The following is a 26,017-nucleotide window of genomic DNA, read 5'->3' as shown; positions in this document are numbered from 1 at the left end:
ATGAGTCGTAGTTTGAAAAAAGGACCATTTGCAGACGAACATCTTTTAAAGAAGATTGATGCACAAAAAGATCAAGAGAAGAAGTCTGTTATTAAAACATGGTCACGTCGTTCCACTATTTTCCCAAGTTTCATCGGTTATACAATTGCTGTATATGACGGCAGAAAACATGTCCCAGTTTACATTCAAGATGACATGGTTGGCCATAAGCTTGGTGAGTTTGTTCCTACACGAACATTCCATGGACATGGTACCGACGATAAGAAGACAACAGTTGCTAAATAAGGAGGATGAATCATGGCCGAACAAGTAACATCTGCACATGCAACTGCAAAAACTGTTCGCATTGCCGCTCGTAAGGTTCGTTTAGTAATTGATCTTATTAGAGGAAAAAGTGTCGCAGAAGCAATTGCAACTCTTAAGTTCACACCAAGAGGTGCATCGCCAGTTGTAGAAAAAGTTTTAATGTCTGCTGTAGCTAATGCAGAAAACAACTTCGACTTAGATCGTGAAGATTTGGTTGTAAGTGAAGCTTATGTCAACGAAGGACCAACCTTAAAACGTTTCCGTCCTCGAGCAAAAGGTTCTGCTTCACCAATCAACAAGCGAACAAGTCATATAACAGTAGTCGTATCTGAAAAATAGGAGGGAACACGCGTGGGTCAAAAAGTAAATCCAAATGGATTTCGTGTTGGTGTCATCCGTGACTGGGAAGCAAAATGGTATGCTGAAAAAGATTTTGCTACCTATTTACGTGAAGATTTACAAATCCGTAAATTCATCTCAACTAAGCTTGCCGACGCATCTGTTTCCAATGTTGAAATCGAACGTGCTGCAAATCGCGTGAACATTTCAATCCATACTGCTAAACCTGGTATGGTCATTGGAAAAGGCGGATCCGAAGTAGAAAGCTTACGTAAACAATTGAATGAACTTACAGGTAAACGAGTTCATATTAATATTATTGAAATTAAGAAACCTGATTTAGATGCCAAATTAGTTGGTGAAAACATTGCTGCTCAATTGGAAGGCCGTGTTGCTTTCCGTCGTGCAATGAAACAAGCTATGCAACGTACAATGCGTGCAGGTGCTAAAGGTATCAAGACACAGGTTGCAGGACGTTTGAACGGAGCAGATATGTCCCGTGTAGAACATTATTCTGAAGGAACAGTTCCATTGCACACATTGCGTGCAGATGTAGATTACGCTTGGGTTGAAGCAAGTACAACTTACGGTCGTTTAGGTGTTAAGACTTGGATCTACCGTGGAGAAATCTTGCCAGAAGCTCGGGGTTCCAAAGGAAATTCTAAAGAGCAAGGAGGGAAATAATCATGCTAGTACCAAAACGAGTTAAGTTCCGTCGTGTGCATCGTGGTAAGATGCGTGGTGCCGCAAAGGGCGGTAGAACCGTCACTTTCGGTGATTACGGTTTACAAGCTTTAGATTCTCATTGGATCTCAAACCGTCAAATCGAAGCAGCACGTGTTGCTATGAACCGTCACATGCAACGTGGTGGTAAGGTTTGGATCAAAATTTTCCCTCACAAGTCTTACACTTCTAAAGGTGTAGGTGTTCGTATGGGTAATGGTAAAGGTACTCCCGAAGGTTGGGTAGCACCAGTGAAACGCGGTAAGGTAATGTTCGAAGTCGGCGGTGTTAGTGAAGAAGTTGCACGTGAATCATTGCGTCTTGCTTCTATGAAACTACCCGTTAGAACAAAGATTATCAAACGCGAGGAAGTAGGTGGCGAATCAGATGAAGGCTAAAGAAATTAATGAATTAACCACTGATGAGATGCTAAAAAAAGAACAAGATTATAAAGATGAGCTTTTTAACTTACGTTTTCAATTAGCTACTGGCCAGTTGGAAAATACAGCCCGTTTAAAGGCAGTTCGTAAGAACATTGCTCGTATTAAGACTGTTTTACGTCAAAAAGAATTAAGTAAGTAGAAGAATACGAAGGGAGGAACTTAACACATGAGTGAAGAACGTCACGCTCGTAAAGTATATCAAGGCCGTGTTATTTCTGACAAAATGGATAAAACAATCACGGTTCAGATTAATACTACCAAAAAGCATCCTGTTTATGGCAAACGTGTAAAATATTCGAAAAAATATAAAGCACATGATGAGAATAATGAAGCTAAGGTTGGCGATGTTGTAAGAATCATGGAAACACGGCCTTTGTCCGCAACCAAACGATTCCGTTTGCTTGATATCGTTGAGAAAGCAGTTACTATCTAAATTTGTTATTTTTATTTCGTATTCTGATACAAAAATGGAAGGAGGACACTAACTGTGATCCAACAAGAGAGTCGTTTAAAAGTTGCTGACAATTCTGGTGCACGTGAAATTTTGGTAATCAAGGTTTTAGGTGGATCTCGAGTAAAATTTGGTTATATTGGTGATACTATTGTGGCTACTGTCAAACAAGCAACACCAGGTGGCGTTGTCAAAAAAGGTGACGTCGTTAAGGCAGTTGTTGTTCGTACTAAAGACGGTGCACACCGTGCTGATGGCTCATACATCAAATTTGATGAAAATGCTGCAGTTTTAATCAAAGATGATAAGAGCCCTCAAGGAACACGTATCTTCGGACCCGTTGCACGTGAATTGCGTGACAAAGATTACATGAAGATTGTTTCTTTGGCCCCTGAAGTATTGTAATTAACGATCGGATCGAAGGAGGTGCGACACGGCATGTTCGTAAAAAATGGTGATAAAGTTCGCGTAATTAGCGGAAAAGAAAAAGGCAAAGAGGGCACAATTATTAAAACCCTTGCTAAGAAAAATCGCGTTGTGGTTGAAGGCCTTAATAAAGTTAAAAAACATCAAAAAGCAAGTAACTCTAACCCTCAAGGTGGAATTATTGATGTAGAAGCAGCAATTGATGCTTCTAACGTGATGTTAATCGATCCATCAACTAATGAACCTACTCGTGTAGGCTACAAAGTTGTAGATGGTAAAAAAGTACGTTTTGCTAAAAAATCTGGCGAAACAATCGACAAATAATTCATGAAAGGAGGAAAAATTTTTCATGTCTAACCGTTTAAAAGAAAAATACGTTAAAGAAGTTACCCCAGAACTCGTGAAGAAGTTCGATTATACTTCAGTAATGCAAGCACCTAAGGTTAACAAAATTGTCTTAAACATGGGTGTCGGTGATGCAACAACTAATGCTAAGAATCTTGACGAAGCTGTTGAAGAATTAACATTGATCTCTGGTCAAAAGCCTTTGGTAACAAAAGCTAAGAAATCAATTGCTGGTTTCCGTTTACGTGAAGGTATGTCAATCGGTGCTAAAGTTACACTCCGTGGCGAACGCATGTATGATTTCTTAGATAAATTGATCAATGTGTCCTTACCACGTGTTCGTGATTTCCATGGTGTTAGCTCAAAGGCCTTTGATGGTCGTGGAAACTATACACTTGGTGTTCGTGAACAATTAATCTTCCCTGAAATTGATTATGATAATGTCAACCATGTTCGTGGTTTAGATATCGTTATCGTAACAACTGCTCAAACAGATGAAGAATCACGTGAATTATTGGCACAACTTGGAATGCCATTCGAAAAGTAAACGAAGGGAGCAATAAATTTGGCAAAAAAATCGTTAGTTATTAAGAGTCAACGTCCTGCAAAGTATTCGACACAGAACTACACTCGATGTGAGCGTTGTGGCCGTCCACACTCTGTATATCGTAAGTTCCATCTTTGCCGCATTTGCCTTCGAGAATTAGCTCATGAAGGCCAAATCCCTGGCATGAAAAAAGCAAGCTGGTAAAAAGTATACCGGAGTAAAAGGAGGGTAAACATTAATGTCTATGACTGATCCTATTGCAGATTTCTTAACACGTATTCGTAACGCCAACATGGTTCGTCACGAATCTTTAGAAGTTCCTGCATCAACAATCAAACATGATATTGCTGAAATTCTTAAGAATGAAGGCTTTATCAAGAACGTCGAATATGTCGATGACGACAAACAAGGTATTATTCGTGTGTTCCTTAAATATGGTAAAAACAAAGAACGTGTCATTACTGGCTTGAAGCGTATTTCAAAACCAGGTTTACGTTCATATGTCAAAGCTGATGATGTACCAAAGGTTTTGAATGGTTTGGGTATTGCAATCATTTCAACATCTGAAGGCGTAATCACTGATAAAGAAGCTCGCGCTAAAAAAATCGGTGGCGAAGTTTTAGCTTATATTTGGTAAAATTTTAAAAGTAAGGAGGTGCAGTTAAATTGAGTCGTATTGGTTATAAAGCTGTAGAAATTCCATCAGGCGTTGAAGTCAAAGCCGATGGTGATCAAGTTACTGTTAAGGGTCCTAAGGGAACTTTAACTCGTACTGTTAGCACAGAAATCACAATGTCTATTAAAGACAACGTGGTAAAATTTGACCGTCCAAGTAATGATAATAAAATGCGTGCCTTACATGGGGCAACTCGTGCAAACTTCAACAACATGGTTGAGGGAGTTACAAAGGGTTACAAAAAGGAATTACAATTAGTTGGTGTTGGTTATCGTGCACAACTTAAGGGCAAGACATTAGTATTGAACTTAGGTTATTCTAATCCTGTTGAACTAGAAACTCCTGCTGATTTACAGTTGGAAGTTCCTGATAACACACATATCACTGTTAGTGGAATTAGCAAACAACATGTTGGCGATTTTGCTGCTGAGATCCGTGCCGTTCGTTCTCCAGAACCTTACAAAGGTAAAGGTGTTCGCTATGTTGGTGAATACGTTCGTCTTAAAGAAGGTAAAACTGGTAAGTAATGCCGCTTAGGCTAGTTAATAGAAAATTCTAGAGGTGAAAATTGTGATTTCAAAACCAGATAAAAATAAAACACGTCAAAGACGTCATTTGCGTGTTCGTAATAAGATTTCTGGGACTGCAGAGTGCCCACGCTTAAATGTATATCGTTCAAATAAAAACATCTACGCTCAAGTAATTGATGACGTAGCGGGTGTAACGCTAGCAAGTGCCTCAACTTTGGACAGTGAAGTTAGTGGAGATTCAAAAACTGATCAAGCAAGTTCTGTTGGTGCTTTAGTTGCAAAACGCGCAACAGAAAAGAAAATTGAAAAAGTCGTTTTTGATCGTGGCGGATACTTATACCATGGTCGAGTAGAAGCTTTAGCTGAAGCTGCTCGTGAAAACGGACTTAAATTCTAAGATAAGGAGGGAATACCGTACATGTCGAATTATATCGATCCAGAAAAGTTGGACTTAGAAGATCGTGTTGTTTCTATCAACCGTGTTACTAAGGTTGTTAAAGGTGGTCGTCGTCTTCGTTTCGCTGCTTTAGTCGTTGTTGGCGATAAAAAGGGTCACGTTGGTTTTGGTACTGGTAAAGCTCAAGAAGTTCCAGAAGCCATTCGTAAGGCTGTTGAAACTGCTACAAAGAGTTTGATCCAGGTCCCAATTATTGGCACAACCATCCCTCACGAAATCATCGGTGAGTTTGGTGGCGGACGAATTCTATTGAAACCTGCTGAAGAAGGTTCCGGTGTTGCAGCTGGTGGTGCTGTTCGTGCCGTTATGGAACTTGCAGGAGTAGATGATGTTACAAGTAAACGTTTGGGTTCAAATACACCTGTTAACGTTATTCGTGCAACATTTGAAGGTCTGAAGGGCTTACGTAGTGCTGAAGAAATTGCTTCATTACGTGGTGTTTCAGCAGAGCACTTGGCTGAATAAGGAGGAACAAAAGATGGCTCAATTAAAGATTACACTTATCAAAAGTGCAGTACATCGCCTCCCCAAGCAACGCAAGATTGTTAAAGAATTAGGTTTGGGACGGGTTAATAGCTCAGTCGTTTTACCTAATAATGAGGCGACTCGTGGTGCAATTTTCCATATTGCCCATTTAATCGAAGTTGAAGAAGTTAAATAATTTAAATTAGTTAGGAGGTGCCGATACTTATGAAGTTGAATGAATTAAAACCTAATGAAGGTTCACGCAAAGTGCGTAATCGTGTTGGTCGTGGAACATCATCTGGTAATGGTAAGACATCTGGTCGTGGCCAAAAAGGTCAAAAGGCTCGTGGCAAGGTTCGTTTGGGCTTTGAAGGTGGGCAAATGCCCCTTTATCGTCGAATTCCAAAACGTGGCTTTACTAACATCAACCGCAAAGAGTATGCCATTGTAAATTTGGATAGCTTAAATGCCTTTGATGAAGGTACAGAAGTTACAACAGAAGTGCTTTTAAAAGCCGGCGTAATTAATAAAGTGCTTAGTGGTGTTAAAGTTTTAGGTGACGGTCAGTTATCTAAGAAGTTAACAGTTAAAGCTAATAAGTTCTCAGAAAGTGCAGTAAAAGCAATTGAAGCTGCAGGTGGCAAAACTGAGGTGATTTAATGCTATCGACTATCAAAAACGCTTTTAAAGTAAAGGATATTAGAAACAAGATTCTATTTACCCTAGGTGTTTTGATTATTTATCGTTTAGGTGCGTATATCACAGTTCCTGGGATTAACGCCAAAGCATTACAAAGTGTTGCTTCCTCTGGATTGGTTGGCATCTTAAATACCTTTAGTGGTGGTGGCCTATCCAATTATTCTATTTTTGCGATGGGAGTTTCGCCATACATTACTGCTCAAATTGTTATTCAGTTGTTACAAATGGACATCGTTCCTCGGTTTGTTGAATGGAGCAAACAAGGTGAGGTTGGCCGCCGGAAATTAAATCAGGCAACTCGGTATTTGACCATTATATTAGCATTTGTACAATCGGTTGGTATCACTGCAGGATTTAATGCGTTAAGCAGTTTGAATTTAGTTAAGGATCCGAGCATTCAAACCTATGCAACGATCGGATTAATCTTGACTGGTGGGACAATGTTAGCAACCTGGATGGGTGATATGATCACCGATCGGGGGCTTGGTAACGGAGTTTCAATCTTGATTTTTGCGGGAATTATCGCGAGAACTCCAACAAGTATTTATCAAATTTATCAAGAGCAATTTGTAGATACTGCCAAAAGTCAGTGGTTAAACAGTTTCATTTTTGTTGCTGTTTTGATCGTAGCTGTTTTGGTAATCGTGATTTTTGTAACTTGGGTTCAACAGGCTAGTCGCCGAGTTCCAATCCAATATACAAGAAGAGCATCAGGTGCGCCTGATAGCAGTTACTTACCTTTAAAGGTTAACGTAGCTGGTGTTATTCCAGTTATCTTTGCAAGTTCGTTTATTGCAACGCCACAAACTATTTTGATGGCGTTCGCAAGTAACCACTCATCAGATACTTGGTATCAAATTTTGTCAGATGTGTTTAATATGCAGACGACAGATGGCGCAATTCTTTACACCTTCTTGATTGTTGTCTTTACATTCTTCTATGCTTTTGTTCAGGTTAATCCTGAAAAACTGGCAGAAAATCTTCAAAAACAAGGAAGTTATATTCCAGGAGTTTGGCCAGGCCATGAAACACAGAGTTATGTGTCTCAGTTGTTAATTCGTTTATCAGTCGTTGGATCGCTATTTTTGGGCTTAGTTTCATTAATTCCATTGTTGGCACAAGACTTCTGGGACTTAGACGAGTCAATTGGTTTAGGCGGAACAAGTTTGTTGATTGTCGTTGGTGTTGCTATTGAAATCATCAGTCAAATCGATGGTTTAATGATGAAACGCGAATACGTTGGTTTTATCAGAACACCGGAACAAAGCAATTAAAGTGGAGGTAAACAAAATGACAACTCTTAATCTCGTTTTGATGGGATTACCAGGTGCTGGTAAAGGTACCCAAGCACAAAAAATTGTTAATGAATTTCACACACTTCATATTTCGACAGGGGACATTTTCCGGGCAGCAATGAAAAATGGCACTAAGATGGGGATTGAAGCTAAGAAATTTATTGACCAAGGCAATTTAGTTCCTGATTCTGTTACTGATGGAATTGTGGAGGATCGTCTTGAAGAGGATGATACCAATGCTGGTTTTATGCTAGATGGTTATCCTCGGAATCTTGAACAAGCTAATGCTTTGGACAAGATGACAGCTAAGTTAAATAAGCCGATTAATGCGGTAATTAATATCCACGTTGATCCGGATGTTTTAATTGAGCGGTTGTCTGGTCGATTCATTTGTAAGAATTGTGGCGCAACATACCATAAGTTGTATAACCCGACAAAGGTTGAAGGCACTTGTGATGTTTGTGGACACCATGAATTTTATCAGCGTGATGATGATAAGCCTGAAACTGTTAAAAATCGTATTGAAGTTAATACAAAGTTAAATACACCACTGATTGATTTTTATAATGACAAAAAATTATTACACACAGTTAATGGTGATCAAGATATTGACGATGTATATAAAGAAATTCAAAAGGTATTACGAGCTATTTAATGCATGCCTGTTCATTATTGCCGGTTAATTTTGTTTATTTGCAAATGAAATTACCTTATGGTAAACTTGTTCAGGTTTAGCTTATGGTACTTTTACGATACAATAAGCACTGAACGACTGATTTTGTAAAGAAAAGAACAGTAAAATGGGAGGCACATTTAGTGGCAAAAGATAATGTCATTGAAATCGAAGGTAAGGTAAAAGAAACTTTACCAAATGCGATGTTTAAAGTTGAACTCGAGAATGGTCATGAAATACTGGCACACGTTTCTGGAAAGATTCGTATGCATTATATTCGGATTCTTCCGGGAGATAAGGTAACTGTGGAAATGTCGCCATACGATCTTTCAAAGGGTCGTATTACCTATCGTTTCAGATAAGTTTTAACGTTTTAGGAGGAATATTCATGAAAGTACGTCCATCAGTAAAACCAATGTGTGAACATTGTAAAGTAATTAAACGTAAAGGACGCGTTATGGTTATTTGCTCAGCAAATCCAAAACATAAACAGCGTCAAGGAAAATAATTAATCTGGAGGTGAAATTTAATGGCTCGTATTGCAGGTGTTGATTTACCACGAGACAAACGAATCGTGATTGGTTTAACCTATATTTTTGGTATCGGAAATACTACTGCTAAAAAGATCTTAAAGGATGCTGGCGTTTCTGAAGATGTCCGTGTTCGTGACCTTTCTTCAGATGATGAAGATAAAGTTCGTGCACAAGTAGATAACTACCGTGTTGAAGGGGATCTTCGTCGTTCAGTAAGTCTTGATATTAAACGTCTCCAAGAAATTGGTTCATATCGTGGCATGCGTCATCGTCGTGGACTCCCAGTTCGTGGACAAAACACGAAGAATAACGCACGTACTCGTAAAGGCAAAAAAGTTTCAATCGCCGGAAGAAAGAAATAATAAATAAAGGAGGCTAGCATATTGGCAACCAGAAAGACTACTCGTAAGCGTCGAGTAAGAAAAAATATTGAAGCTGGTGTGGCACATATCCACTCAACTTTTAACAATACATTAGTTATGATTACAGATCCTCAAGGAAACGCTGTTGCATGGTCATCAGCAGGTTCACTTGGATTCAAAGGTAGTCGTAAGTCGACTCCATTTGCTGCTCAAATGGCTTCTGAAGCTGCAGCAAAGGCAGCAATGGAACATGGAATGAAATCCGTTGAAGTTGCTGTTAAGGGTCCTGGTTCTGGTCGTGAAGCTGCTATTCGTGCTCTCCAATCTACTGGATTGGAAGTTACTGCTATTCGCGATGTTACACCAGTTCCTCATAATGGTTCTCGTCCTCCAAAGCGCCGTCGTGTATAGTGCGTCAATTTTTTGAGGGCTAACTTCATGATGCATTTTAAGATACTATGCACAACGCGTTTTGAAAGGGGTAAAGATTAGAATGATCGAATTTGAAAAACCAAACATTCATAAGATTGATGAGAATGCAAATTACGGCAAATTTGTTGTAGAACCGCTTGAACGTGGCTATGGAACAACTTTAGGTAATTCATTACGTCGTATTTTGTTATCGTCATTGCCGGGTGCAGCGGTTACAAGCATTCAAATTGATGGCGTTCTTCATGAGTTTTCAACGATTGAAGGCGTAGTTGAAGATGTCACACAAATCATCTTAAACATTAAAAAGGTTTCTTTAAAGATTGAAAGTGACGACGAAAAATCTTTGGAAATTAATGTTAAAGGACCTGCTACTGTCACTGCTGGTGACATTCAGGGCGACAGTGATGTTGAGATCCTTAATCCGGATCAGTATATTTGTACCGTTGCTGATGGTGTTACCTTTCATGCCGTTTTAACAGCTGATACTGGTCGTGGTTATGTTTCGGCTGATGAAAATAAGGCTCGCAAGGATGATATGCCAATTGGTGTACTTCCAATCGATTCCATTTATACCCCAATCGAGCGTGTCAACTATCAGGTTGAAAATACACGTGTTGGTCAGCGGGATGACTATGATAAGCTCACATTGGATGTTTGGACGGACGGTTCAATTAGTCCTAGTGAGGCTACCAGTCTTTCAGCAAAAATTCTAACAGAACACTTGGCATTGTTTGTTAATTTAACAGATGAAGCTCAAGATGCTGAAATCATGGTCGAAAAGGAAGAAACAAATAAAGAAAAAATGTTAGAAATGTCCATTGAAGAGCTTGATTTATCAGTTCGTTCATATAATTGTTTGAAGCGCGCTGGTATCAATACTGTTCAAGAGCTTACTGACAAAACTGAAGCACAGATGATGAAAGTTCGTAATCTTGGGCGTAAATCGCTTGAAGAAGTTAAAGTTAAATTAACTGATCTTGGACTTTCATTACGTAATGAAGACTAATTATAAGGAGGGTTTCCATTCATGGGCTATCGTAAATTAGGTCGTACGAGTTCACAACGCAAGGCTTTGCTTCGTGACTTAACTACTAACTTAATTGTTAATGAAAAGATTGTCACAACAGAAGCACGTGCCAAAGAAGTACGATCAACTACCGAAAAAATGATCACATTAGGTAAACGTGGGGATTTACATGCACGTCGTCAAGCAGCCGCTTTTCTTCGTAATGTAGTCGCTGATGTTGCTGAAGACGGTGACGAAGTTAAAATTACTTCGGCTCTTCAGAAGTTGTTTGGTGATTTATCTACTCGTTACGCTGATCGTAAGGGTGGATATACACGAATTCTTAAGACTATGCCTCGCCGCGGAGACGCTGCACCAATGGTTATCTTGGAGTTTGTTGACTAATTTTCAAGCAGGGATTTTTGAATCTTTGATTTAACAAATTTATCACTAAAAGTTGTGGTAGGGTGTAATGATGGTGGAAGTAATTCCGAGTCTAGCCCACGGTTAATACGTTGTATTAACTATCACTTCTTTTCAGTGATTTTTTTGTATCTACATAAAAAAGAACGTATACTAGGGTCCAGGTTTTTGATATGTTAAAATAGACAAAATAACTTTAGAAGGAATGTTTGCAATGAACCACATAATTAAGGTTTCCCATTTAACTTACGAGTATTCGCAAAATGATCAGCCTGCATTAAATGACGTATCTTTTGAGATTACAGATGGTGCTTGGGTAGCAATTGTTGGTCATAACGGGAGTGGTAAAAGTACACTTGCTCATTCTTTAGACGGTTTAATTGACTTCAAACAAGGAACAATTGTGGTTGATGGCGTTGAATTGAACGAAGCTAATGTTTGGAAGGTCCGTAGTAAAATTGGTATGATCTTTCAAAATCCTGATAATCAGTTTGTGGGCGCGACTGTTGAGGATGATGTGGCATTTGGTTTGGAAAATATGGCAGTGCCACATGAAGAAATTCAGGCTCGCGTTGATTCTGCACTGTCACAAGTTCAAATGAGTGCGTTTCGTCATAAACAGCCAGAACAACTATCGGGAGGACAAAAACAACGGGTCGCTTTAGCTGGTGTGATTGCTATGCAGCCTAAGATTATTATCTTGGATGAAGCGACCAGTATGCTGGATCCGATTGGTCGTCGAGAAATTCTTGGTGTGATCAAACGGTTACGCAAACGTTTGGGTATTACGGTTTTGTCTATTACGCACGAAATTGATGAAACCACTAGTGCAGACGAAATTCTAGTGTTAAATGATGGCAAAATTGTGGAAACAGGGACACCGGAAGTTATTTATGCCCATAGTGAGTTACTGTTGCAATTAGGATTGGATGTGCCATATTCGCAACGGCTAAAAACTGCACTGCAAACGAGGAATATTCACACACCAAAAACTTATTCTGATGAGAAAGGCATGGTGGATTGGTTATGGCAATCACTTTTAAAAAGGTAAGTTATACCTATCAACCCAACACACCATTTGAGTATCAGGCTCTAAACGAGATATCAACTCATATTGAAGACGGGTCATTTACGGCTTTGATTGGGCATACGGGTAGTGGTAAATCAACATTTTTACAACATTTGAATGCACTGTTAAAACCCAGTTCAGGAACCGTTTTAATTGGTGATTCTTCTATTACAAATGAAACCAGCAATAAGAATCTGAAGCCGTTACGCAAAAAAGTAGGGATTGTCTTTCAATTTCCAGAGAAACAACTTTTTGCGGACACTGTTGGAAAAGATATTGCGTTTGGGCCAGAAAACTTTGGCAGTACTCCTGAAGAAGCGCATGAGCTTGCAAAGAAAATGATAAAACTAGTTGGGTTGTCAGAAACTTTATTGGATCGTTCTCCTTTTGAGTTGTCAGGAGGTCAGATGCGACGGGTTGCCATTGCCGGGGTTCTTGCAATGCAGCCAGAGGTTTTAGTTCTTGATGAACCGACAGCCGGACTGGATCCAAGTGGACGTCAAGAGATTATGCAATTATTTACAAACTTACAGCAAACGCAGCACTTTACGATTGTGTTAGTGACACATCAAATGGAAGATGTCGCCAACTATGCGAATCATGTGATTGTGATGGAACATGGCAAAATTGTGAAGGAGGGCAACCCGCGAGCGGTCTTTGCAAACGTTGAGTGGTTGCATGATAAACAATTAGATGTGCCTGCTAGTACCGAATTTGCTTTTGAAATGCAGAAAAAAGGTTTTCGTTTTGACCAGCTGCCTTTAACAGAACAGGAGTTGGCGGATGACATTGCGGCCATGTTTGAAAAGAGAGGACTAGCCAATGAATAAACTATTATTTGGTCGCTATATTCCGCAAGACTCTTTTGTTCATCATATGGATCCGCGGGCAAAGCTTGTTCTTAGTTTTTTGTACGTGATAGTTATTTTTTTTGCCAATAATTGGTGGATTTATCTGTTAATGACGTTAGTTGCAATTCTAAGTATTTGGGCGTCTAAGATTAACTTTAAACTGTTTGTCGATGGCATCTTGCCGTTGGTGTGGATTATCGCCTTTACAATGCTTATTCAAGTCTTTTTTGGAACTGGTGGGCATTTATACTGGCAATGGGGTATCTTTTCCATCACGAGCCTAGGAATCCTTAATGCGGCGTATATTTTTGTCCGTTTCACGTTAATTATCTTAATTTCGACATTATTGACCCTCTCGACTTCGCCAATTCAGATTTCGGACGCCATTGAATCTTTGTTGAAACCATTAGCAAAAATTCATTTTCCAGTCTATGAAGTGGCGTTGATGCTCTCAATTGCTTTGCGATTTGTGCCAACGTTGATGGATGAAACGGAAGCCATTATGAATGCCCAGCGTGCCCGTGGGGTTGATTTTGGAACGGGCAATATTGTGAACCGGATCAAGAAAATTATTTCCATTCTGATCCCACTTTTCGTGAGTGCTTTTAATCGAGCTGAGGATTTAGCAACCGCCATGGAAGCTCGTGGCTATCAAGGCGGAGCAGGGCGAACAAAGTATCGATTATTAAAATGGGGAACAAGGGACACAATCGCGACTTTGATTTATTTGTTAATGACGATGATTGTGTTTGCACTACGTTTCTTTTAAGGAGAATTTATGTATCGTTATAAAATTACAATTGCCTACGATGGAACTAATTTTGCGGGTTTTCAGAAACAACCAAAACAACGCACAGTGGAAGAAACGTTGGAACGTGCAGTTAATAAGATTGCCAAAAAGCCGGTTAAACTGATAAAAGTCTACGGTTCTGGTAGAACGGATGCCGGCGTTCATGCCTTGGGCCAAGTTGTCCATTTCGATATCCCTTTTAATTTAGCGGAGACTGCAATGCTACATGCGCTGAACAGCATTTTACCGTTGGATGTCGTGGTGTTGAGAGCTGAACATGTGACATCAGAGTTTCATGCACGCTATGGGACAGCAGGCAAACGGTATCAGTATCGATTAGCTTTAGGAGAATTTGTGGACCCGTTTAAACGTAATTATACCGGTCACTGGAAGTTTCCACTGGATTTGAAATTGATTCAAAGGGCGTTACCAGATTTAATTGGAAAACATGATTTTACCAGTTTTTGCGCGTCCGGTGGGCACACCAAGACCAACATTCGAGAAATCTATGAGGCTACCGCTGTCTTTGATGAGAAACAAAATGAAATTGTGTTTGAATTTTATGGCAGTGGCTTTCTTTATAATATGGTGCGAATTATAGTCGCCGTTTTGATTGAGATTGGTAGTGAACGGCGTCCCGTCCATGATATTTCACGAATAATTGAAGCTAAAAACCGGGATGAAGCCCGTGGAACGGCTCCAGCAAGTGGACTTTATTTAAAAAAAGTGTATTACCCGGAAAATTTTGGTAAATGATGATTGACTTTAGTGAAGGTAATTAGTAAAATTGAATTTGGTATTGTTTACCTCCACAAATAGGCCCCGGAAACTTATTAAAGTTGAGTTAAACAAAACAGAAATTGGAGGAAATACAAGTGCGTACAACATATTTAGCAAAACCAGGCGAAGTAGATCGCAAATGGTACGTAGTAGATGCTACAGATGTTCCTTTGGGACGTTTAGCAAGTACAGTTGCATCTATCTTACGCGGTAAAAACAAACCAACATTCACACCAAACGTTGATACAGGTGACTATGTAATCGTTGTGAATGCAGCAAACGTCAAATTAACAGGTCGTAAAGCGACACGTAAAATTTACTATCATCATTCTAATCACCCAGGTGGCTTAAAAGCTAAGACTGCTGGTGAAATGCGTGATAAGACTCCTGAAAAATTAATTGAGACTTCAGTTAAGGGAATGCTTCCTCATAACTCACTGGGTCATAATATGGGACTCAAATTACATGTCTATGCTGGCTCAGAACATGATCATCAAGCTCAACAACCTGAAAATCTTGACATCACTAACTTAATTTAAGGAGGAAACGAATTTTGGCAGAAGCACAATATCGCGGCACTGGTCGCCGTAAAAACTCTGTTGCTCGTGTACGTCTTGTACCCGGCACAGGAAAAGTTACTGTAAATGACAAAGCGATTGAAGACTACATTCCATTCGCTAACTTACGTCAAGTTGTTATCCAACCATTTGAAGTTACCGAAACAACTGGCAATTACGATGTTCTCGTAAATGTTAATGGTGGTGGCTTCTCTGGGCAATCAGGTGCTATTCGTCATGGAATTGCACGTGCATTGCTTGATGTAGATCCTGACTTCCGTACACCTTTAAAACGTGCTGGTCTCTTAACTCGTGACCCTCGTATGAAGGAACGTAAGAAATACGGTCTTAAAAAAGCTCGTAAAGCAGGTCAATTCTCAAAACGTTAAAATTCATTTTTCAATGTTTCAAACACTTCTTCATTGCGAAGAGGTGTTTTTTTGGGTCTCTGTCAAATCGTATTGGTGGAGATTTTGAACGGCACATTCACTTCGGTGAATGTGCTTTTTGTTTACTCATGAATTAAACTAATCCGGATAAAGAAGTTGTCAATATTTCGAAAACCAAAACAGTTACGCTTTAATGCCTTGATTTTACGATTAAGTCCTTCAATTGGACCGTTGGAAAATGGATAACGACAACTGTTTAGAAGGGCTGAACCATTTTTGATAAACGTGTTGATCGTTATGTCCATTTGATTACTAGTGGGTTGGTAGTTAGTAAGTAAGGATTGGAACGCATTAGCATCCTTTTGGTGTATGGCACTTAAGATACCTTGATAGGTTTGATACACAGATCTAAATCTGGGAAAAGCGTCTAGAGCTAAATCAATGGCGTTTTGTTGCGTCATATACTCGTTAATTCCGCGTAAATAAACAGCCTTAGAATCATTAACTTTTATTTCATCAAGATGAAATAAACGCCATTGAGATTTTAAAATATGATAAATTCGTGAATGCTTATCTTGGATAGTACGAATGGTCTGCGTGCGTTCATTATCTAAGGCACGCCCAGCCAGTTGAATAATATGGAAACGATCGATAATCGTGGCCGCATTGGGAAATAAGCGATGAATGAAGCTGCCATATTCAGCATTCATGTCAATCGTCACTGATTGAACTTGGGCACGTTCTTGAACCGAAAAACGAGCTTCAAAGTAGTCAATGATATCTTTACTTAGCCGATCTTTTAAAGTAACAATTCGGCGATGACTAACGGCATCGCAACAATTAAAGGACATCCAGTGATTACAGGAACGAAATTCATCAAAGCAAAGATTCTCTGGGAGATGTTTAACACGATAGGCTAAGTGAATATTGGCATTTAGGATTCGTTGAACACTGCTTGGCGAAATTCCACAAAGTTTAGCAATTTCTTTACTCGTCAACATATCGCGTGCCAAAACGATCACTTGATGTTTGATATTATGTGTGAAAGTTTCGTTACGATTAACCAACTTAGTTTTAGCACCACAGGTTTTTGAACAATCTTTACATTGGTATCTTTGACGTTTTAAATGCATTTCGTAACGACCACCGGATAAGGTTCCTAAACGCAGGTGACTCATGTGAGTTCCGTTTTTAATTAAGCTTTTATGGCCACAATGTGGGCACTTTAAAAGTTGATAAGACAAAGTTGCATGGACGACATGAATACGTTGGTTTGTGGAACACCGTTCTTTAGAAATACCAGTGACAATTAAGTTTGGGTCTGTTATTTCGAATAAGCATAAGATAGAATTAGTTAGGGACATCTGAATTTCCTCTTTTCGATTTGTTTTGGCGATTAAATCGTAGCACAAAGAGGACAGATGTCCTTTTTTATTTTTCTGATTTTCAAAACAGACAAAAAACCGGTATTAGTTATTCACCAATATGAAGTGAACCCTTAAAATTGGACAAATTGTTAAGCTGCTTTTTGAACGGCGAGTTCTCGGTATTTTACCGGGGGCTTGCCGTTTAATTTTGTTTTGATACGACGGTTGTTATAGAAGTCTATCCAATCTTTCATTGCTTGAATTAGGCTAGTTTTATCTTCAAAATGTTCATCCATCATTTCTGCTTTCATAATATGAAAGAATGACTCCATTACTGCATTATCAAGGCAAGTCGCTTTACGAGACATACTTTGGAATGCATGATGTTCTTTCAAGAGCGTTCGCCATTGGCGATGTTGATACTGAAAGCCTTGGTCAGTATGAACTGTTGTCCGATAATTTAGTGCCGGAAGTCCTTCTAAAGCTTCTTTGAGCGGTTTAATGGCGAATTCAACTGTTGGATGTTCACTTATATTAAATGCTAAAATTTCTCCAGAGAATAAATCTAGTACCGGTTCCAAATAAACGCGTTCATTTGTTCCCATAGATCCATATCGAAATTCACTGACGTCTGCTACAAGTTTTTGATAGGGTCTGTCGGTCTTAAAGCGACGCTTTAACCGATTAGGGGCAATCCTACCAACTAATCCTTTATACGAGTTATATTTACGAGTTTGGCGATTAAAGGCATGACATATCCAGGCATGTTCTTGCATAATACGTAAAACCCGCTTGTGATTTATCTGAAATCCTAAATCATGCAGAGCACTTGTAATTCGACGGTACCCGTACTTCTTTGTGTATTTTAAATCTTGTTGTCGAATTTCATCAATTGCTTGAATAACTTGATCGTCATTGAATTTTCGACCTTCATGATTTCGAGTGTAGTAATACGTGCTACGCGGTATTTTAATTACTTTGAGAATCAATTTAATTGATACTTGGAATATTTGCCTCAACTCAGTCGCTATTTTCGAGATTTCCTTTGTGCTGATTTTTTCCGAGCTAAGGCTTCTAATTTTTTTAAGTATTCATTCTCAATCTTCAACATTTGATTCTCTTTTTGGAGTTGCTTTAAAGTATCTTTTGTTGTTGAGTTGTCCTTTTGGACAACTGGTTTAGCGTTCTCATTCTTGTGTTTTGCCATATTTTTCGAGTTGCCTCGCTTTCGCTCAAGCCCTTTAATTCCTAATGTCTCAAATCGCTTTTCCCATTGCCAAATTGTACTTGGCGAGGATAAATTAAAGTGTAAGGCGGTTACTGGAAGTGAGGCCTGATTTTGTTTCCTCCAGTTTAATACATCAACTTTAAACTGACTAGTGTATTCTAAGTCCATGGCTTTTGGCTGAAGTCCTTTAATACCAAATCTTTCAAATCGCTGAATCCAAATTGAAACGGTAGCCTTGCTGCCAATCCCATACTTTCTCGCTAGTGAATAAGCTGCCTGACCACTTAAATACTCGGTGACAATCTTAACTTTAAAATCGAAATTAAATTTACTCATAAATGAAACCCCCAAAATTGGATTTTTCTGTCCAACCTTGGGGGTTCACTTTAATACCAGAAAGTGTAGACCCGTTTTTTTGTGCAAAAAAATAAGTTATCACTCAGACAGTTTCTGAATGCGATTGTTCGCAGACTCAGAAACTGTAAGGTGATAACTTGTTGAAGAGCTATTTAGTTGTGGATGCGTTTATAATTTTCGTCAAAATATTTACCCGCACGAATGTCAGCTGGTAATTCTGGATAGGGGGCTTCACTAATGACGTCTTCATTGTTTTGTCCCGCGTCGCCGATGTAAGTGATGTGTGCAAATTCTGGAACGACTAATTTAGGATAAGTTTCATATTTTTCTCGAGAAACTTCCATGAGATCAATGTGATCGTTTTGGTAAGTTACCGTAATTTCGGGATGTTCTTGAACCCAGCGAGGGAAAAAGATGGTTCCGTTAAGTTTCTTTTCATTAGGAACGAAGTCAAGCGCAACATCGGTTCCAGTTGGCTCAGTCCAGGCGACCTTGTAAATCCCAGGAACAAGCATCACAATGTTGGCTTCTTGGTCTTTAACCCAACGGCCGGCAACCATACCGCCATGGATTCGGTAGTCAACGGTATGGTCATTTTTTGCGTACCATTCATATTCCCAGCCGTTATCGTACGTATAGATAAAATGAGTGCCTAAAAAATCGTCTAATGTTTTAAATGTTTTTGTCATGAGTCAAATTTCTCCAATAATAAGTAATCATGTAATTAATTACATGTTTTTGATGACTTGATCATGCTACAATATTTTTAACAGTTCGTCAAGGAGGATGCATAAATGGCTCAAAAGAATCGCTTAAAGTATATTTTATTAGGATTGCTTAAGAAGCAACGTCAGACTGGCTACGACCTTGCGAAATCATTTGATTCGGACATTGGAGAGTTTTGGACGGCAAATCATAGTCAAATTTATCCACTTTTGAAACGGATGGAAGCTGATCACCTGATTGCGCATGAAGCCATCACGGTAGGGCAAAAACTGCAAAAAAAGCAGTACTACATGACCTCGGCTGGTCAGCAAACATTTAACGCATGGCTGAAATCACCATCGGATTTGACTGGAAGCCATGATGAATTTATTTTGAAACTATTTTTTATTGACGATCCAAAGTCGGAGTTGCTTAGACCAATGATTACAATGCAACAACAGTATCATGATGAAAAATTACATCATTTAGAACAACAATTTCAGGAAAAGTTTCCGAATCAAAAACGAATTGATCAAGATTTTGGGCATTCATTAGTGCTACGGCATGCAATTGATCGCGAACGCGGGTACAGCAACTGGTTGGCTGAAATGGTGAAAACAATTAAAACGGAGTGATTAAGGTGAAGGGATGCCATCAGTGTTTTGTTTAAGAAGCAAAATTGACATTTTCTTAGATATTGATTAGAATTAAACATTATGTCTAATCGAAAACCAATAATGATTGGAGCGAAGTTATGTCGAGAACGAGTAAATTTGCGGATCTGTTTGTCCGTAAAGAAGTTAATACTGATATGTTTAAAAAAACCGGATTGGAAAAATCTTTAAATGCGTTTAGCTTAACAACTATGGGGGTTGGCGCGATTGTCGGTGCTGGGATTTTTATCACTCCAGGAATTATTGCCGCATCCTATAGTGGTCCAGGCGTTTGGTTATCTTATTTAGTGGCAGCAATTGTCTGTTCCTTAGCAGCTTTGTGTTACTCGGAATTTTCATCAACCATTCCATTAGCTGGAAGTGCGTATACGTATATCTACACTGTATTTGGAGAACTAATTGCTTGGGTGCTTGGATGGGCATTAATTTCGGAATATTTGTTTGCAGTTTCGTCGGTGGCAGTTAGTTGGTCAGCCTATTTTCAAAATATTCTCGCCGGTTTTAAAATTCACTTGCCAGAAATTTTTCGGGCAGCTTATGGTACTTCTGGTAGTCCCCATGCGATTTTTGATTTACCAGCTTTTGTGATTACAATGATCATTGCTTATTTACTGGTCCAAGGCGTGCGTGAATCTGCCAGAGTTAATGCCGTGATGGTTATTTTGAAGATTTCGGTGATTTTACTTTTTATCGTTGTCGCCGCGTTTTATGTGCGTCCCGCTAATTACAATCCAATTTTACCTTTCGGAGTGAAAGGTGTGATCAGAGGGGCTGCGGTTGCGTTTTATGCGTACATTGGTTTTGATGCAGTTTCTACGGCGTCAGAAGAAGTTAAAAATCCGAAACGAGATATGCCAATTGGAATTGTTTCTTCACTGATTGTGGCTTCAGTCTTATATATTGCGCTTTCTGTGGTGTTGGTTGGTGTTGTCCATTACACCAAACTCAATGTGGCTGATCCAGTGGCACTAGCTTTACATCTGATTCATCAAAACTGGGTGGCCGGCATTGTTTCACTTGGGGCAGTCATCGGGATGACCACGGTGCTAATTGTGATGTCTTATGGGGGAACCCGGTTGATTTTTGCGATTAGTCGGGATGGTCTTTTACCAAAGGCGTTACATAAACTAAATCCTAAAACGCATGTACCAGTAATTAATACCTGGATTTTTGGATTGATCGCAAGTATTTTTGCGGGTGTGATTCCATTGAGTAAAATTGCGGAGTTGGTGAATATCGGAACGTTGTTTGCGTTTGCGATGGTGTCATTGGGCGTTGTGTTTTTGCGAAGTGATCGAAAGTTTAGAAATTTGCCTAAGTCATTCGAGGTGCCGCTGTATCCGTTTATTCCAATATTGTCGTTTGCGGCATGCGTGTATTTGATGTTGCAGTTGGCGCCATTTACGTGGAAGATGTTTGGAATTTGGCTAGTGATCGGATTGGTGATCTACTTTAGTTATGGATTTTCGCATAGTATTGCAAGAAGAAATGAAGAAAAGAGTGTGGAAAAGCACGGTTAGACTGTGAGTATTAGCATAACATCAGATATTATCCACGGGTTGTGTGGATGGTGTCTGATGTTGGGCTAAACGGAAGAGTCTGCGCATTGGAACACGTTTCAGAGGAACACGTTTCAGATAAAAAAGGACTGAAGAAAATATTTTTTCTTCAGTCCTTTTAAAATACGAAGAAACCAATCACCGTTTTTGCAGACTATAATATCAAGCATCAATACCCATTTTTCATATTCACTCGATTAGTAGCCACGGTGCCGTCCTTCATAAATTGTTCTAGATTTGGTAGCAAGATTTTGTCCCAGGCACGACCTAAATGAGGCATTTGCGCAGAGTAGTGTGGCGTGACCAATACATTGGGCATTTGCCACAATGGACTACTGCTCGGCAAAGGCTCTTGCTCAAATACATCTAATGCTGCGTGCTGAAGATGATCAGAATGCAACGCTTCAATCAAGGCAGTCGTATCCACAGAACCACCACGGCCAACATTCACAAACAAATAAGCCGATTTTAAGAAATCAAAAAAGGTTTTGTCATAGAAATGAGCAGTTTCTTTAGTTAATGGCATGATGTTTACAATGACATCTGTATCCGCCACGGCTTTTCGCCAGTCACTTTGGGCATAGGTTTCGTCAAAATTGGCAGCTGAGTGGCCAGTACGGTTGACACCAATCACTTTGGCATGAAATGACTTTAACAGGCGGGCTAGTTCGCTACCAATATGGCCAGTCCCAAAAATGGTCCAGGTTAGGTCATCGAGGGTAACCACCTCACCAAAATTATGTTGATCAGTCCAGTGCTTTTGTTCAGCATCAGCCAATACTCGTGGTAGATCACGGGCAAAGTATAACGCATAAAGTAAAATAGTCTGTGAAATAGGGATGGCGTGAACACCACTCATATTTGAGACCAGAATGTGTTTTGCTTTCAATTGAGCAAGCGGTAAATAATCAACGCCCGCACTAAAAGTTTGCAGCCATTTTAGGGAACTACCAGTAGCTGTTAAAACTTTTTTGGAAATATCAGGTTTCCAGCCGAACATAATGGTGATAGAAGCATAGTCGCTCGGCTTAATGGTTGCTTCAGTAAAAATGTGCACACCTAAATTTCGGTAGGCGCTTAAATCTAATTCTGAATTATCTGTTAAAAGTAAAAGGTTCTCCAAACCTTAACAACTCCTTATAAAGTGGTTTGTAGTTAATTTTTTGGTCACTTACATGGTATAATGTTTCTTAACAATTATGAAATCAAATGGCTTTTTATCTTGTGAGGGACAACAATGGGAAAAAATTCTGCAGGTCGGATTAGTATTTTAGGATTGTTTGCGGCAATCATCATCCTTCAAAATTATGTACCAATAATTGGGTATTTACCAGTCGGACCACTAAATATTACCACGATTCATATTACGGTAATTATTGCCGCGGTGGTGTTTGGACCGGTTGATGGGGCCATTATTGGCGGCATATGGGGTATCGCGGATTGGATTCGTGCGTTAACAGTTACCTCGAGTGTGTTAGGTAACATTGTAATGGTTAATCCGCTCATTTCGGTCCTGCCTAGGATTCTGATTGGTTTAATTGCTGGTTGGCTATTTACAAAATTGGCACGTAATCACGCCAAATTAACCGTACCGTTAGTGATAAGTGGTGTGGTTGGGGCTTTGGTCAATACGATCCTAGTTTTAGGAGGTATTGCCTTCTTCTTTGGTAAGGGTTCTGCAGTGTTAGCGGCCATCAATTTTCAGGCGCTAACGCCGTACATTTTGTTTGTGGCAGGAACTAATGGGATTCCAGAAGCAATTGCGGCTGGTATTTTAGTACCTTTAATCTCGTTACCTCTTCTGAAATATACCAAGTTGGGAAAACAACGATTTAATAAATAATGTAGAAAGATGGATGAATTTGGCGAAACGAAAAAAGCGACGAAAGAACAATTTTTTATTTAAACGAGGTAAATTACAATTATCTGGGGTTATTTCGCTGGTTTTAGTTTTAGGTATGCTGATCGTGTTGTTTGTGCAATTGGTGCCTAAGCTTTCGTTTTCCAATTCAACGCCGGCAACTAATTTGAGTACAGTTAATCATCAAAAATTTATTCGTACCATGGCACCGTATGCCAAAACAATGCAGAAAAGATATGGTGTGCTCCCAAGCATTACGATTGCACAGGCCATTTTGGAATCCGACTGGGGGACTAGTCAGCTTTCGAAAGACTACAACAATTACTTTGGGATGAAGGGGACCGTCTACCAAACGACCAAGGAAATGAAGACTCAGGAATTTGTGAATGGTAAATGGATTACCGTTACCGCTCGTTTTCGGGTGTACAATAGTTGGAAAGATTCTGTTAAAGACCATACCTTACTATTTGTGAATGGAACGAACTGGAATAAAGATCAGTATAAAGCAGTCCGGACAGCGATTAACTATAAAACGGCGGCTCAGGCACTTTACACAGCAGGCTATGCAACCGATCCGAATTATCCGGCAAAGTTGATCGATTTGATTCAGACCTATAACTTAGAGCAATATGATGCACAATAAAACTATTTGGAGGCACTATTTTGAAATTATTAGAAGACCGCATTCGTAAAGAGGGAATTGTTCTTCCCCATAATGTTTTGAAAGTAAACAGCTTTTTAAATCATCAAGTTGATCCGCAACTCATGTTTGAAGTGGGCAAAGAATTTGCGAAGCGGTTCGCAGATAAACCAATCACAAAAATTTTAACGGTTGAATCTTCAGGAATTGCACCAGCAGTGATGACCGGGTTAGCTATGCAGGTTCCGGTAATTTTTGCACGAAAACATAAAAGTCTGACGTTAACTGATGACCTGTATACTGCGGATGTGTATTCTTACACAAAACAAACCACAAATAAAATTTCGATTGCCAAACGGTTCATCAGTGCAGATGACTCTGTTTTAATTATTGATGATTTTTTAGCAAATGGTCAGGCCGTCCAAGGATTGTTGAACATTGTGGATGAGGCCAACATTGAAGTGCAAGGGATTGGTATTGTCATTGAAAAGACTTTCCAAAAAGGACGAACTTTGATCACCAAACGAAATATTCAGTTGGAAGCGTTAGCGCAAATTAGTAGTTTGGAAAATGGTGAGGTCCAATTTTTAAATTAATGCAAAAACCCAGTGAATATACTTGCCAACGAAGGACGACAACAGTAATATTAAGGTTGAAGTCATTATGATCGGTAAAAAGAATGAAAAGAAATTTGCACGTTAATGGGTGCATAAGAATGGGTGGGCTAAATGGCAGTAGCAAGTAATGCAACATTATATCCTGGTGATACTTTGGGAATTATTGGGGATAGTACAAATGGGTCCCAACTAATCACAGCAGCACGTCGTTTAGGTCTTCGGGTGATTGCATATGGGGCAAACGAAGTCAGTGAAACTATGCAATTGGCAGATGTACATATCGTTGGTGAACCAAACGATGGCAATAAATTGCGTGAATTTGGCGAAAAATGTGATTCTGTAATTTATGAGTCCGAACATGTTGATTCACAAACACTTAAATATCTAGAGCAGTTTACGAAAATTCCGCAGGGAACCAATGCTCTAGAAGTCACCCAAGATCGTCTAATTGAGCGTGCCTTTTTTGATCAGCTTAATTTAAATTCCGCACCGTACGCAACGGTGATTAGTTTGAGTGATATTTACGAATCCATTAATTCAATTGGATACCCAAGTGTTTTGAAACCAATTCAAAAGAGTTTCGAACCCAACACGGAGTTACGGATCAATACCCAAACGGATATCCCCGCAGCGGCAGACTTATTAAATGAGCGGACTTACATTCTGGAATCCACAGTTGATTCTCAACAGGAATTGGTACTTACAGTGGTGCAGGGAATGAACGGCGAACGTAAGATTTTTCCGATTGCAGAAAACGTGTATGCTCAGGAACATTTGGTTGAAACCATTGTACCGGCTGTTGTTTCTGATAGTGTCCAAAATGAGCTATTGCGAATTACAAATGAAGTTGCTGATGCTTTGGAATATGTGGGTGTATTTGAAATTTCGTTTGCCGTAACCGGATCAGAAGATATTTATGTCAATCGCATTGTGCCAGCTATTCATCGTCCTGGCTATGTTTTCAACCGGGCCACAAATGTGAGTGTGTTTGACCAACAGCTCCGAGCAATTGCAGGAATGCCACTAAGCGATATCAAGTTATTCATGCCAAGTATTATGGTGAACTTTGATAAGAGCCAGATGGAAGCTATTCGGACACAGTGGAATATCAAAAATAATTGGTATTTCCACATGTACGCGCAAAATAAAACAACCGAAAAACAAACACGTGCCGGTTATGCATTGGTGGAAGCCAACTCTACACAGCAAGCACAAGAACAAATTGATAATACAGAGATTTGGGCGAATCACCCAATTATCGACTTTGGGAAAGCAGAATAAAGTCAGTAATCTTTAGAATCAGGATAAGAAAACTTTGTCTTGATTCTTTTTTTGTGATTATGCAAGAAATTTAGGTTATTTTGGCCGGGAAGGTCAAGTATGCCTCACTTTTTGGTATAATTAAGGGTAATTGAGTTTTTTGAATAGAATTGGTTTTGGAT

Annotated in this window: 41 protein-coding genes; 36 read left to right on the top strand and 5 right to left on the bottom strand. The window is 39.4% G+C overall.

Features of this window, described 5'->3' with window-relative positions:
- The 30 genes from rpsS (at position 1) to rpsI (ending at position 15,567) form a co-directional block, all read left to right on the top strand.
- Positions 1-285, top strand: coding sequence for a 30S ribosomal protein S19 (rpsS, locus tag AB3217_RS07670; protein WP_057782469.1), 285 nt, complete (start codon positions 1-3; stop codon positions 283-285).
- A 12-nt stretch (positions 286-297) separates the two neighbouring features.
- On the top strand, positions 298-645 hold the full coding sequence (gene rplV, locus AB3217_RS07665) for a 50S ribosomal protein L22 (protein ID WP_057782471.1): 348 nt from the start codon (positions 298-300) through the stop codon (positions 643-645).
- Positions 646-657: 12 nt separating this feature from the next.
- A complete protein-coding gene (gene rpsC / locus AB3217_RS07660) occupies positions 658-1,329 on the top strand; it encodes a 30S ribosomal protein S3 (RefSeq protein WP_057782473.1) in 672 nt (223 codons plus the stop codon).
- A 2-nt stretch (positions 1,330-1,331) separates the two neighbouring features.
- A complete protein-coding gene (gene rplP, locus AB3217_RS07655; RefSeq protein ID WP_317762964.1) occupies positions 1,332-1,766 on the top strand; it encodes a 50S ribosomal protein L16 in 435 nt (144 codons plus the stop codon).
- Positions 1,756-1,950: a 50S ribosomal protein L29 gene (gene rpmC, locus AB3217_RS07650; RefSeq protein WP_057782477.1), complete on the top strand. Its 195-nt coding sequence runs from the start codon at positions 1,756-1,758 to the stop codon at positions 1,948-1,950. The genes rplP and rpmC overlap by 11 nt, the downstream gene beginning before the upstream one ends.
- A gap of 27 nt (positions 1,951-1,977) precedes the next feature.
- Positions 1,978-2,244, top strand: a complete 267-nt coding sequence (rpsQ, locus tag AB3217_RS07645) for a 30S ribosomal protein S17 (RefSeq protein ID WP_057782479.1) — start codon at positions 1,978-1,980, stop codon at positions 2,242-2,244.
- Between the two features lie 54 nt (positions 2,245-2,298).
- Positions 2,299-2,667 (top strand): 50S ribosomal protein L14, encoded by a 369-nt coding sequence (gene rplN, locus AB3217_RS07640; RefSeq protein ID WP_057782481.1) that lies wholly within the window; start codon positions 2,299-2,301, stop codon positions 2,665-2,667.
- A gap of 33 nt (positions 2,668-2,700) precedes the next feature.
- Positions 2,701-3,012 carry a 50S ribosomal protein L24 gene (gene rplX, locus AB3217_RS07635; RefSeq protein WP_057782483.1) on the top strand — a complete coding sequence of 104 codons (312 nt, stop codon included), beginning with the start codon at positions 2,701-2,703 and terminating at the stop codon, positions 3,010-3,012.
- A 25-nt stretch (positions 3,013-3,037) separates the two neighbouring features.
- On the top strand, positions 3,038-3,580 hold the full coding sequence (gene rplE, locus AB3217_RS07630) for a 50S ribosomal protein L5 (RefSeq protein WP_057782485.1): 543 nt from the start codon (positions 3,038-3,040) through the stop codon (positions 3,578-3,580).
- Positions 3,581-3,598: 18 nt separating this feature from the next.
- The gene (locus tag AB3217_RS07625; protein ID WP_074693903.1) at positions 3,599-3,784 is read left to right on the top strand and encodes a type Z 30S ribosomal protein S14; all 186 of its coding nucleotides are present in this window, start codon (positions 3,599-3,601) and stop codon (positions 3,782-3,784) included.
- A gap of 34 nt (positions 3,785-3,818) precedes the next feature.
- Complete coding sequence (gene rpsH / locus AB3217_RS07620; protein ID WP_057782487.1) at positions 3,819-4,217, top strand: 30S ribosomal protein S8; 399 nt, start codon at positions 3,819-3,821, stop codon at positions 4,215-4,217.
- A gap of 29 nt (positions 4,218-4,246) precedes the next feature.
- On the top strand, positions 4,247-4,783 hold the full coding sequence (gene rplF / locus AB3217_RS07615; protein ID WP_367365922.1) for a 50S ribosomal protein L6: 537 nt from the start codon (positions 4,247-4,249) through the stop codon (positions 4,781-4,783).
- A 43-nt stretch (positions 4,784-4,826) separates the two neighbouring features.
- Positions 4,827-5,183 carry a 50S ribosomal protein L18 gene (rplR, locus tag AB3217_RS07610; protein WP_147206664.1) on the top strand — a complete coding sequence of 119 codons (357 nt, stop codon included), beginning with the start codon at positions 4,827-4,829 and terminating at the stop codon, positions 5,181-5,183.
- 21 nt (positions 5,184-5,204) lie between these two features.
- Positions 5,205-5,708 (top strand): 30S ribosomal protein S5, encoded by a 504-nt coding sequence (rpsE, locus tag AB3217_RS07605; protein WP_057782492.1) that lies wholly within the window; start codon positions 5,205-5,207, stop codon positions 5,706-5,708.
- Positions 5,709-5,721: 13 nt separating this feature from the next.
- The gene (gene rpmD, locus AB3217_RS07600) at positions 5,722-5,904 is read left to right on the top strand and encodes a 50S ribosomal protein L30 (RefSeq protein WP_057751191.1); all 183 of its coding nucleotides are present in this window, start codon (positions 5,722-5,724) and stop codon (positions 5,902-5,904) included.
- A gap of 29 nt (positions 5,905-5,933) precedes the next feature.
- Entirely contained in the window at positions 5,934-6,368 is a 435-nt protein-coding gene (gene rplO, locus AB3217_RS07595; RefSeq protein WP_057782494.1) for a 50S ribosomal protein L15, read from the top strand.
- A complete protein-coding gene (gene secY, locus AB3217_RS07590; RefSeq protein ID WP_057782496.1) occupies positions 6,368-7,681 on the top strand; it encodes a preprotein translocase subunit SecY in 1,314 nt (437 codons plus the stop codon). Before rplO ends, secY begins: the two co-directional genes overlap by 1 nt.
- A gap of 16 nt (positions 7,682-7,697) precedes the next feature.
- Positions 7,698-8,357, top strand: coding sequence for an adenylate kinase (locus AB3217_RS07585; protein WP_367365921.1), 660 nt, complete (start codon positions 7,698-7,700; stop codon positions 8,355-8,357).
- 161 nt (positions 8,358-8,518) lie between these two features.
- Complete coding sequence (gene infA / locus AB3217_RS07580; protein ID WP_057771895.1) at positions 8,519-8,737, top strand: translation initiation factor IF-1; 219 nt, start codon at positions 8,519-8,521, stop codon at positions 8,735-8,737.
- A 26-nt stretch (positions 8,738-8,763) separates the two neighbouring features.
- Positions 8,764-8,883: a 50S ribosomal protein L36 gene (gene rpmJ / locus AB3217_RS07575; RefSeq protein ID WP_011668476.1), complete on the top strand. Its 120-nt coding sequence runs from the start codon at positions 8,764-8,766 to the stop codon at positions 8,881-8,883.
- Positions 8,884-8,904: 21 nt separating this feature from the next.
- Positions 8,905-9,270, top strand: coding sequence for a 30S ribosomal protein S13 (gene rpsM, locus AB3217_RS07570; protein WP_057782500.1), 366 nt, complete (start codon positions 8,905-8,907; stop codon positions 9,268-9,270).
- 21 nt (positions 9,271-9,291) lie between these two features.
- The gene (gene rpsK, locus AB3217_RS07565; protein ID WP_057782502.1) at positions 9,292-9,681 is read left to right on the top strand and encodes a 30S ribosomal protein S11; all 390 of its coding nucleotides are present in this window, start codon (positions 9,292-9,294) and stop codon (positions 9,679-9,681) included.
- Positions 9,682-9,763: 82 nt separating this feature from the next.
- Positions 9,764-10,708 (top strand): DNA-directed RNA polymerase subunit alpha, encoded by a 945-nt coding sequence (locus AB3217_RS07560; RefSeq protein WP_057782504.1) that lies wholly within the window; start codon positions 9,764-9,766, stop codon positions 10,706-10,708.
- A 21-nt stretch (positions 10,709-10,729) separates the two neighbouring features.
- Positions 10,730-11,113 (top strand): 50S ribosomal protein L17, encoded by a 384-nt coding sequence (gene rplQ / locus AB3217_RS07555; RefSeq protein ID WP_057782506.1) that lies wholly within the window; start codon positions 10,730-10,732, stop codon positions 11,111-11,113.
- A gap of 232 nt (positions 11,114-11,345) precedes the next feature.
- Positions 11,346-12,182, top strand: coding sequence for an energy-coupling factor ABC transporter ATP-binding protein (locus AB3217_RS07550; RefSeq protein ID WP_367365920.1), 837 nt, complete (start codon positions 11,346-11,348; stop codon positions 12,180-12,182).
- Positions 12,158-13,030 (top strand): energy-coupling factor ABC transporter ATP-binding protein, encoded by an 873-nt coding sequence (locus tag AB3217_RS07545; RefSeq protein ID WP_068805996.1) that lies wholly within the window; start codon positions 12,158-12,160, stop codon positions 13,028-13,030. The genes AB3217_RS07550 and AB3217_RS07545 overlap by 25 nt, the downstream gene beginning before the upstream one ends.
- Complete coding sequence (locus AB3217_RS07540) at positions 13,023-13,820, top strand: energy-coupling factor transporter transmembrane protein EcfT (protein ID WP_068805994.1); 798 nt, start codon at positions 13,023-13,025, stop codon at positions 13,818-13,820. Before AB3217_RS07545 ends, AB3217_RS07540 begins: the two co-directional genes overlap by 8 nt.
- Before the next feature lie 9 nt (positions 13,821-13,829).
- Positions 13,830-14,597, top strand: coding sequence for a tRNA pseudouridine(38-40) synthase TruA (gene truA / locus AB3217_RS07535; RefSeq protein WP_057782514.1), 768 nt, complete (start codon positions 13,830-13,832; stop codon positions 14,595-14,597).
- Positions 14,598-14,716: 119 nt separating this feature from the next.
- The gene (rplM, locus tag AB3217_RS07530) at positions 14,717-15,160 is read left to right on the top strand and encodes a 50S ribosomal protein L13 (RefSeq protein WP_068805991.1); all 444 of its coding nucleotides are present in this window, start codon (positions 14,717-14,719) and stop codon (positions 15,158-15,160) included.
- 14 nt (positions 15,161-15,174) lie between these two features.
- Positions 15,175-15,567, top strand: coding sequence for a 30S ribosomal protein S9 (gene rpsI, locus AB3217_RS07525; RefSeq protein ID WP_068805988.1), 393 nt, complete (start codon positions 15,175-15,177; stop codon positions 15,565-15,567).
- A 122-nt stretch (positions 15,568-15,689) separates the two neighbouring features.
- On the opposite strand, the gene AB3217_RS07520 is transcribed toward rpsI, so the two are convergent.
- The 4 genes from AB3217_RS07520 to AB3217_RS07505 all read right to left on the bottom strand — a co-directional run bounded on the left by AB3217_RS07520 (position 15,690) and on the right by AB3217_RS07505 (position 19,208).
- Complete coding sequence (locus AB3217_RS07520; RefSeq protein ID WP_063697918.1) at positions 15,690-16,931, bottom strand: ISL3 family transposase; 1,242 nt, start codon at positions 16,929-16,931, stop codon at positions 15,690-15,692.
- A 152-nt stretch (positions 16,932-17,083) separates the two neighbouring features.
- Positions 17,084-17,965 carry an IS3 family transposase gene (locus AB3217_RS07515; protein WP_232310845.1) on the bottom strand — a complete coding sequence of 294 codons (882 nt, stop codon included), beginning with the start codon at positions 17,963-17,965 and terminating at the stop codon, positions 17,084-17,086.
- On the bottom strand, positions 17,962-18,498 hold the full coding sequence (locus AB3217_RS07510) for a helix-turn-helix domain-containing protein (protein WP_057785073.1): 537 nt from the start codon (positions 18,496-18,498) through the stop codon (positions 17,962-17,964). Before AB3217_RS07510 ends, AB3217_RS07515 begins: the two co-directional genes overlap by 4 nt.
- A gap of 173 nt (positions 18,499-18,671) precedes the next feature.
- Positions 18,672-19,208: a phenolic acid decarboxylase gene (locus tag AB3217_RS07505; protein ID WP_068805985.1), complete on the bottom strand. Its 537-nt coding sequence runs from the start codon at positions 19,206-19,208 to the stop codon at positions 18,672-18,674.
- A gap of 105 nt (positions 19,209-19,313) precedes the next feature.
- On the opposite strand from AB3217_RS07505, the gene AB3217_RS07500 reads away from it, so the two are divergent.
- Complete coding sequence (locus tag AB3217_RS07500; protein WP_057782522.1) at positions 19,314-19,859, top strand: PadR family transcriptional regulator; 546 nt, start codon at positions 19,314-19,316, stop codon at positions 19,857-19,859.
- A 119-nt stretch (positions 19,860-19,978) separates the two neighbouring features.
- Positions 19,979-21,418, top strand: a complete 1,440-nt coding sequence (locus AB3217_RS07495) for an APC family permease (RefSeq protein WP_068805981.1) — start codon at positions 19,979-19,981, stop codon at positions 21,416-21,418.
- A gap of 208 nt (positions 21,419-21,626) precedes the next feature.
- Here AB3217_RS07495 and AB3217_RS07490 read toward each other — a convergent pair whose 3' ends face one another.
- Entirely contained in the window at positions 21,627-22,580 is a 954-nt protein-coding gene (locus AB3217_RS07490) for an NAD(P)-dependent oxidoreductase (protein ID WP_367365919.1), read from the bottom strand.
- 114 nt (positions 22,581-22,694) lie between these two features.
- On the opposite strand from AB3217_RS07490, the gene AB3217_RS07485 reads away from it, so the two are divergent.
- The 4 genes from AB3217_RS07485 (at position 22,695) to AB3217_RS07470 (ending at position 25,856) form a co-directional block, all read left to right on the top strand.
- Positions 22,695-23,300: an ECF transporter S component gene (locus AB3217_RS07485; RefSeq protein ID WP_068805972.1), complete on the top strand. Its 606-nt coding sequence runs from the start codon at positions 22,695-22,697 to the stop codon at positions 23,298-23,300.
- Positions 23,301-23,319: 19 nt separating this feature from the next.
- Complete coding sequence (locus AB3217_RS07480) at positions 23,320-23,961, top strand: glycoside hydrolase family 73 protein (protein WP_057782597.1); 642 nt, start codon at positions 23,320-23,322, stop codon at positions 23,959-23,961.
- Between the two features lie 20 nt (positions 23,962-23,981).
- The gene (locus tag AB3217_RS07475) at positions 23,982-24,554 is read left to right on the top strand and encodes a xanthine phosphoribosyltransferase (RefSeq protein ID WP_367365918.1); all 573 of its coding nucleotides are present in this window, start codon (positions 23,982-23,984) and stop codon (positions 24,552-24,554) included.
- 132 nt (positions 24,555-24,686) lie between these two features.
- Positions 24,687-25,856: an ATP-grasp domain-containing protein gene (locus AB3217_RS07470; RefSeq protein WP_057782530.1), complete on the top strand. Its 1,170-nt coding sequence runs from the start codon at positions 24,687-24,689 to the stop codon at positions 25,854-25,856.
- The last annotated feature ends 161 nt before the right edge of the window (positions 25,857-26,017 follow it).

The organism is Pediococcus parvulus (assembly GCF_964063155.1).
Taxonomy (GTDB): Bacteria; Bacillota; Bacilli; order Lactobacillales; family Lactobacillaceae; genus Pediococcus; species Pediococcus parvulus.
This window is presented reverse-complemented; position numbering and strand designations above follow the sequence as displayed.